The organism is Mesorhizobium sp. M5C.F.Ca.IN.020.32.2.1, from assembly GCF_004023105.1.
In the GTDB taxonomy this organism is placed as follows: Bacteria; Pseudomonadota; Alphaproteobacteria; order Rhizobiales; family Rhizobiaceae; genus Mesorhizobium; species Mesorhizobium wenxiniae.
Genome location: NZ_RZSX01000497.1, coordinates 1 through 4,756, shown reverse-complemented (window position 1 = coordinate 4,756; position 4,756 = coordinate 1). Strand labels below are relative to the sequence as shown.

Genomic DNA, 4,756 nt, shown 5'->3' with positions numbered 1-4,756 from the left:
GGTGCAGGCGCTGCCGGACAAGGTGACGGCGGCCCCGGCCGGCTCCAGCGGCAATTTCGCGCTCGGCGGCAACGATCCGGCCCGCGGCCGCGATTACGTCATGTATCAGATCTCCGGCGGCGGCTATGGCGGCAATGCCGGCCATGACGGCCTGACCAATGGCTGCTCGACCATCGGCATTTCAAAATCGCCGCCGGTCGAAATCATGGAGCAGGCTTTTCCGGTGCTCTACCGCCATTATGCCCTGCGCGAAGGCTCGGGCGGCGCCGGCAAGCATCGCGGCGGTTTTGGCCTCGCCTATGAGGTCGAGATCCTGCGCGGCGACGCCCGCGCCTCCTTCGTCATGGACCACGGCCGCTTCGGCCCGCAAGGCGCGCTCGGCGGCAAGGACGGCGCGGTCAACACGGTGACCGTGTTCCGCGACGGCAAGGAACACGTGCCGCCGCACCTCTCCAAGGAGCAGGACATCGCGCTGAGGGCCGGCGACCGCGTGCGCGTCGGCACGCCGGGCGGCGGCGGCTATGGCGATCCCCTGGCGCGCGACCCGGAACTGGTGCTGAGGGATGTCAGGCTTGGATATTATACGACTGAGCAAGCCAAGGAAATGTTCGGGGTTGTGTTGGATGACCAGTCCAAATTCCTTGGGGGCTGAGCCTGGATCTGATCTGGCCGGCGCGGTCGAGCGCGTCTATGACGTCTTCGCGTCTTATCCGCTGCCCCGTCTCCTCCATAGCTCGCCGATCGAAGATGCGGAGGCAATCTTTCGGGCAGTATCCAGTGATAAGCTACGGCAACTCAGCGGAGAAAAACTCGGCACCTATGCCGGATCGGCCATATGGACAGTCGGCGACGTCGATGACTACCGGCACTTTCTGCCGAGGGTGCTTGAACTTGCTATCCAAGGCGAACCTTGTATGGGGTTCGAGCCCAACGTGATTGCCGCAAAACTTGAAAGGACCTCTTGGCGCGATTGGCCATCGGAAGAACAGCAGGCCGTCGAAGCCCTGTTTCAGGCTGCCTGGCGAAAAACATTGACCAAGCACCCCGATAAAGGGAATGCAGTTCCCTGGCTGGAGGGCATGGTGCTTGCCGGAATGGATGTGGCAGCTGCACTGGCCGCCTGGCGTGAAAGCGCTTATCCCGAGGCCATGCTGCACTGTGCGGACCTGATCACCGGAAACATCAAGAAGCTCGACAAGGGGCGCATGATCGTCAGCGAACAGGTCACCGCATGGCTTTTGTCCGAAAGCCTCGCCCTGCATTTGTTCACCGTCGCGGTCGAGGCTCCGTTGCGCCCAGACGATCGCGAAAGGCTCGCTTGGGCGAGCGAGACCATCGAGAACAATCTGAAGCTCCCCGGAAACTAACGGCTATGCTCGGCCACGCCGTGATCGCCGCGGGGCATGTCGTTTCCGTCTCCGCCGCGCACACAAAACTCCGTAGACTTCTCCCGTCAATGGAGATCTGGATCATGCGTCCTTTCGGTCGTTTCGTGCTTGCTGCGTCCATCGCCATAACTGTCGCCACCGGCGCCGCCTCTGCCCAGGACAAGAAACTCAGGCTCGGCACCGAGGGCGCCTATCCGCCTTTCAATTATGCCAATGCCGACGGCACGCTGGGCGGTTTCGACATCGACCTCGGCAGAGCGCTGTGCACCGAGATGAAGACCGAATGCGAGTTCGTCGTACAGGATTTCGACGGCTCGATCCCGGCACTGCAGGCCGGCAAGTTCGATGCCATCATCAACATCACCATCACGCCGGAGCGGGCCGAGAAGGTCGACTTCACCCACAAATACTACCAGACGCCGCCGGCTATCGCGGTGCTGAAGGATTCGACTGTAACGGGCACCTCGCCCGAGGACCTGAAAGGCAAGGCGCTTGGCGTGCAGAGCGCGACGATCCACCAGAATTTCGCCGAGCAGAAATACGCAGGCTCGACCATCAAGCCCTATCCGACCGGCGACGATGCCCGCACCGACATGGTCAACGGTCGCCTCGACGCGGTGATGGACGGCTCGATCCTGCTGACCGAATGGCTGAAGAAGCCCGAAGGCGCCTGCTGCAAACTGCTCGGCACCCTGGCCCCCGACCCGGCCATTCATGGTCCAGGCGTCGGCATCGCGCTGCAGAAGGGCAACAAGGAACTGGCCGACAAGCTCGACACGGCGATCGACGCGCTGCGCGCCAACGGCAAATACAAGGAAATCAACGACAAGTATTTTGCCTTCGACGTCTACGGCGAGTAGGCGGGACGCATAAAGGCGCTCCGGAGCGGGCGCCAAGCCTTTTTAACCGGAAGAGAACCTCGTGCCGGAAAGACGCTCGCCCTTTTACAGCAGCATCGTCGAACTCGGCGCGACGATGGGCCGGGTCGGCGGCGATTTCATCTCGGCCAGATACTATTCCGGCGTCGCCGACGAGCATCTGAACACCCGCGAGAATGTCGGTGTCCAGGACCTCAGCACCATGGGCAAGATGGACATCAAGGGTCCGGATGCCGAGGCCCTGGTCAACCATGTCATCGTCAACGACGCCGCCGCCATGCGGCCGGGCCAGGTGCGCTATTCCACCATCTGCCTGCAGGACGGCGGCATCATGGACGACCTCACCGTGTTCAGGCTCGGGCCCGAGCATTTCATGCTGGTGACCGGCTCGGTCAACCGCCAGAAAATGCTGCTTTGGCTGCTGCATCACGCCGAGGGGCGAAAGGCCTATGTCACCGACATCACGGCGGCCATCGCCTTTCCGACGATACAGGGGCGCGCTCGCGCGACGTTTTGAAGGTGCTGGTGCAGGACGCCGATCTCGACGGGCTGAAACGCTGGTCGTTCACCACAGGGCGCATCGGCGAGACGAGACTGCTGATCTCGCGCACCGGCGTGACCGGCGAGCTCGGCTTCGAGCTGTTCGTTCCGGCCGACGAGGCCGCTGCAGTCTGGGACACGTTGATCCGGTCAGGTCAGGACTTCGGCCTGAAACCCTATGGCGTGCTGGCGATGTTCACGCTTGGACTGGAGAAGTCCTATCCGGCGCACGGCATCGACATGGACGAGACCCGCACGCCGTTTCATGTCGGCCTCGATCGCTGGATCAGGTTCGACAAGGGCGATTTCGTCGGCCGCGAGGCGCTGCTCAAGATCCGCGACACAGGCGTCGACGAGCGCTGGACCGGGCTGATCGTCGAAGGCGGCATGCCGGCCGCGGCGAATGCGCGGGTTCTGGCCGACGGCGAGGATGCCGGCGTCGTCACCTATAGCGACCACGGCTATTCCCTGGGCAAGGTGCTGGCGACCGCGCATCTGCGGCTGCCGTTCACGCAGATCGGCACCGTGCTCAGCTTCGACATCGATGGTGCGCCGACACGCGCGGTGGTGTCGGCGATGCCGTTCTTCGATCCTGACGGGGCGAGGCTGAGGGCTTAGCCTGGCGCCCTCACTTTCCCGCTTGACTGACCCGCCGTACCGAATACGCTATTGGGGAAATACCGGCTCCGACCGCCGGGCGGCAAAAATGCCTCGTATGCCTCGCCTTCCGCGGCGGCGGCTGCGGGGCATTGTTATTTTGGGGATTTGCTTGGGACGGCGTATCGAAATCGGCATCCTTTACTCGCGGTCGGGCAACTACCGCCTGCTGTCCGAATCCTGCCGTTCGGGTGCGATGACGGCCATCGCCGATGTCAACGCCGATCCCGCGATCCCAATCGAATTCGTTCCGGTGGAGCGCGACCCGCAAGGCAACATCGACGGCTATGCGACGGGATGCGCCGACATTCTCGCCAACAGCGGCGCGCGCCACATCATTGGCTGCATCACGTCATGGAGCCGCAAGGAGGTCATTCCGATCCTCGAGCGCGCCGGCGGCACGCTCTGGTACGCCTGCCCCTATGAGGGCTTCGAAGCGAACGAGCATGTCGTCTACATGCACGCTTGCCCGAACCAGCATCTCGTCCCGCTGCTGGCCCATGTCGTGCCGCGCTTCGGCGCCAACGGCTTCCTGCTCGGCTCCAACTATATCTGGGGCTGGGAGACCAACCGTGTCGCCCGTGACCTGATCGCCGACGCCGGCGGCAAGGTTTTGGGCGAACGCTATCTGCCGCTCGGCGAGGTCGATGTCTCCAGGCTGATCGCCGAGATCCAGGCCACCCGGCCGGAGTTCATCCTGAACAACCTGATCGGCTCCTCGTCCTATGCCTTCATCGCGGCCTATGCCGAACTTGCCGAACGCGACCCGCATTTCAGGCCGGAGCGCTGCCCGATCCTGTCCTGCAATCTGACCGAATGCGAGTTGCCGGCGCTCAACGAGGCGGGCAACGGCCACCTTTCCGTCGGGCCGTACTTTCACGATATCTCGGCAGCGGATCGCCAGGGTGTTTCGGCGCCCTCCGTCATGCCTGCCTCATCCTTCGAGGCGGCCGCCTATGCCTCGGTGCGGACGCTTGCCGAAATCCTCGCCCGCAATCCCGGCGCACAATGGCCGGACCTTCCCCGGGCTTTTGCCGGAACCTCGTTTCGAACCCCGCTCGGCGACATCTCCATCGATCCTCAGACCCAGCACGCCACCTTGCCGGTGCAGATCGGGCGCATCGAGGGCACCGCGTTCAAGACCGTCACGGTGACCGAGGGTGTCGCGCCCGATCCCTATCTGTCCCGCTATGACCGGACCGAGACGTTCGGCCGCCCACGCCTGAGGGTGGTGTCGTGAGCAAGGTTCCGCGCATCCCGAATCTCGGCGGCGCCAGGGCCTTTGTCCTGCAT

6 protein-coding genes are annotated in these 4,756 nt (G+C 63.6%); all 6 read left to right on the top strand.

Annotated features, from left to right (window positions below; all coding sequences use genetic code 11):
- The coding region (locus EOA86_RS22670) for a hydantoinase B/oxoprolinase family protein (protein WP_206630102.1) at positions 1 to 652 on the top strand (652 nt) is incomplete at its 5' end.
- Positions 564 to 1,367 (top strand): hypothetical protein, encoded by an 804-nt coding sequence (locus EOA86_RS22665; protein WP_128343672.1) that lies wholly within the window; start codon positions 564 to 566, stop codon positions 1,365 to 1,367. The genes EOA86_RS22670 and EOA86_RS22665, both read left to right, overlap by 89 nt.
- A gap of 104 nt (positions 1,368 to 1,471) precedes the next feature.
- Complete coding sequence (locus EOA86_RS22660) at positions 1,472 to 2,248, top strand: ABC transporter substrate-binding protein (RefSeq protein ID WP_128343671.1); 777 nt, start codon at positions 1,472 to 1,474, stop codon at positions 2,246 to 2,248.
- Positions 2,249 to 2,309: 61 nt separating this feature from the next.
- The gene (locus tag EOA86_RS40545) at positions 2,310 to 2,783 is read left to right on the top strand and encodes a hypothetical protein (RefSeq protein ID WP_245497347.1); all 474 of its coding nucleotides are present in this window, start codon (positions 2,310 to 2,312) and stop codon (positions 2,781 to 2,783) included.
- Positions 2,784 to 2,785: 2 nt separating this feature from the next.
- On the top strand, positions 2,786 to 3,424 hold the full coding sequence (locus tag EOA86_RS40540) for an aminomethyltransferase family protein (protein WP_245497346.1): 639 nt from the start codon (positions 2,786 to 2,788) through the stop codon (positions 3,422 to 3,424).
- A gap of 151 nt (positions 3,425 to 3,575) precedes the next feature.
- The gene (locus EOA86_RS22650) at positions 3,576 to 4,703 is read left to right on the top strand and encodes a transporter substrate-binding protein (protein WP_128343669.1); all 1,128 of its coding nucleotides are present in this window, start codon (positions 3,576 to 3,578) and stop codon (positions 4,701 to 4,703) included.
- The last annotated feature ends 53 nt before the right edge of the window (positions 4,704 to 4,756 follow it).

What these genes read in the sequence shown, in the direction of transcription:
- EOA86_RS22660 (WP_128343671.1), top strand. Translation starts at nt 1,472, where the DNA reads ATGCGTCCTTTCGGTCGTTTCGTGCTTGCTGCGTCCATCGCCATAACT.
- EOA86_RS22665 (WP_128343672.1), top strand. Translation starts at nt 564, where the DNA reads ATGTCAGGCTTGGATATTATACGACTGAGCAAGCCAAGGAAATGTTCG.